Source organism: Paraburkholderia sp. BL25I1N1 (genome assembly GCF_003002025.1).
Classification (GTDB): domain Bacteria; phylum Pseudomonadota; class Gammaproteobacteria; order Burkholderiales; family Burkholderiaceae; genus Paraburkholderia.
The window spans coordinates 1-2,476 of record NZ_PVZB01000068.1 but is presented as its reverse complement, the minus strand read 5'-3'; the positions used below and the strand labels follow the sequence as shown (position 1 = coordinate 2,476).

Annotated in this window: 3 protein-coding genes; all 3 read right to left on the bottom strand. The window is 62.0% G+C overall.

The window, feature by feature from the left end; all coding sequences use genetic code 11:
- Positions 1-43 precede the first annotated feature (43 nt).
- The 3 genes from B0G73_RS39850 to B0G73_RS39840 are packed head-to-tail and all read right to left on the bottom strand — an operon-like array spanning position 44 to position 2,468.
- Positions 44-1,636 carry an IS66 family transposase gene (locus tag B0G73_RS39850; RefSeq protein ID WP_106286487.1) on the bottom strand — a complete coding sequence of 531 codons (1,593 nt, stop codon included), beginning with the start codon at positions 1,634-1,636 and terminating at the stop codon, positions 44-46.
- Between the two features lie 29 nt (positions 1,637-1,665).
- Positions 1,666-2,013 (bottom strand): IS66 family insertion sequence element accessory protein TnpB, encoded by a 348-nt coding sequence (tnpB, locus tag B0G73_RS39845; protein WP_106286486.1) that lies wholly within the window; start codon positions 2,011-2,013, stop codon positions 1,666-1,668.
- Positions 2,010-2,468 (bottom strand): transposase, encoded by a 459-nt coding sequence (locus tag B0G73_RS39840; RefSeq protein WP_374957062.1) that lies wholly within the window; start codon positions 2,466-2,468, stop codon positions 2,010-2,012. Before B0G73_RS39840 ends, tnpB begins: the two co-directional genes overlap by 4 nt.
- Positions 2,469-2,476 lie beyond the last annotated feature (8 nt).

The window sequence follows — 2,476 nt, the reverse complement described above, 5'->3', positions numbered from 1 at the left end:
GTAAGCGTGGCACCAGCAACGTCTTGACTGGAGATCGTGATGTTCAGCCTGGGGTGCGGAGCTGCTCTGCGATGGCCCACGGTACGAGTTCATCGATACGGTTAATCGCATGGTCGGCGATGCGTGCGAGCACGTGTCGCAGATACGCCTCAGGATCGATGCCGTTGAGTTTTGCGGTGCCCACGAGGCTGTAGATTGCAGCGGCACGTTCGCCGCCGGAGTCTGCTCCGGCGAACAGATAGTTACGGCGACCGATGGCCACCCCACGCAGCGCGCGCTCGACTGGCAGATTGTCGATTTCGAGCTGGCCGTCGTCGCAATAGCGTGTGAGCGCTTCCCACCGGTTCAACGCATAGAAGATCGCCCGGCTGGTGTCCGATTTGCGCGAGAGCGTTTCCAGCGTCGTTGTGAGCCACGCATGGAATTGATCGAGTAGCGGTCGTGCGTGCTCCTGGCGATGCGCACGGCGCTCGTCGGGCGGTTTGCCCCTGATCGTTTCCTCAGTCCTGTATAGCGCGCCGATACGCTCAAGTGCTTCGGTGTTCAATGCATTGGGGCGCGCCGCGTGCAATTCATAGAACTGTCGTCGGGCGTGCGCCCAACAGGCCGCCTCCGTGGCGCGCCCGGTTTCGTAGATGGCCTGGTAGCCACCGTACGCGTCGGCTTGCAGCGTGCCATTGAACGATTCGAGGTGCCGCTGGGGATGGATCCCCTTGCGATCCGGCGTATAGGCGAACCACACCGCCGGCGGTGTCATGTCGGCCGACGCACGATCATCGCGCACGTACACCCACAAGCGGCCGGTCTTCGTCTTGCCGTTGCCCGGTGCAAGCACCGGAACGGGCGTGTCGTCGGCGTGCAGTTTCGTCGCCGACATCACGTGGCGACGCAGTGTTTCAACGAGCGGCTGCAGCAGCGTCGCCGCGTGACCGACCCACTTCGCAAGCAGTGAACGATCCAGCCCGACGCCTTCTCGCGCGTACATCACCGACTGTCGGTAAAGCGGCACATGGTCTGCGAACTTCGAGACCAGCACGTGTGCCAGCAACCCCGGGCCGGCGAGACCGCGTTCGATTGGACGACTTGGTGCAGGCGCCTGAGAGATGTAGTCGCAACGCATGCATGCGAACTTCGGACGCACGTGACGGATAACGCGGAAGCTTGCCGGGACGTACTCAAGTTGTTCGGCGACGTCTTCGCCCAGCGACTTCATCCGCCCACCGCATGCCGTGCAATTCCCGGCAGATTCTGGCAAGTGCGTTCGGATCTCGCGAGGCAGATGCTCAGGCAGTGGCTGGCGCGGTGTCTGTTCTGCAGCCGTGCGCGGCGTCTTTGGGATTTCGACTGGCGCTGCACCTTCGTCTGCCACAAGCTCTTCAAGGCGCAGTTCGAGTTGCTCGATCTGACCGTCAAGCTTCTCCGACTTGCGACCGAACTGCATACGGCGCAGCTTGGCAATGAGCAGTTTCAGGTGTTCGACTTCGGCTGCGCGCGAAGCCAACGCAGCCTGTTGCGAGTCGACCGTTTCTTGCAGTTTGAGCATTTGCGCGTCGCGCGCGCGCAGTGCCGCCTCCTGGCTGAGCAGCATGGCCTTCAGCGTTTCGACATCGTCGGGAAGTGGGTTCGCGCGCGTCATGCGAGCAGTTTACGCGTTGGCAACGACGTTTACAACGCTGAAGTCGGTCGTGCCGTTCTCGTCGGTTGCCGCCAGTCGATGCCTTCCAGCAACATCGAGAGTTGCGCCGGGCTCAGGCAAATAACGCCACTGTCGGCTTGAGGCCATACGAAGCGACCCTTCTCGAGTCGCTTCATCAGCAGGCACATGCCATCGCCGCTCCACCACAGCACTTTGAGCAGGTCGCCGCGTTTGCCGCGAAACACGAAGATGTGCCCGCAGAACGGATCCCGCTCAAGTACGGTCTGTACCTTGGCGGCGAGACTGTTGAATCCGGCCCGCATGTCGGTCACGCCGGCAGCCAGCCATACACGAGTGCCGCCAGGAAGCCCGATCACGCCTCAGCCTCCGCAGCGGCACGCAGAGTACGCAACACAACACGCAGCGTGGCTGCGTCGGGCACGCCTTCGATACGCACGCGTGCAACGCCGACGCTAATCTCAATCACTCCCGCGACGACCGGCTGGGCCTTGGCCGGCGACTGAATGGGCAATGCAGCCGCGTTCTCGATCGTGCGTTCGTCGTGCACCACTTCTATCGGCAATAGTGTTGGCGGCTCATACTGCCCAGCCTGATAGGCTCGGCGCCATTTGAACAACAGATTCGTATTGAGTCCGTGTTCCAGAGCCAGTCGTGCGACCGAGACGCCGGGTTCACATGCAAGCTTTGCGAGTTCTCGCCGAAACTCGATGGTGTGATTGGGGGTGCCCTTACGCGTCCGTCTCGCTACTGTCGCTATCTCAGGTGACAAAGTAGTCTCCACCACTCGTTTGGTGGGGCCCACTGTGTCCACTTTGGCGC

Coding starts and splice junctions, on each gene's coding strand:
- B0G73_RS39850 (WP_106286487.1), bottom strand. CDS start 1,636: ATGACGCGCGCGAACCCACTTCCCGACGATGTCGAAACGCTGAAGGCC.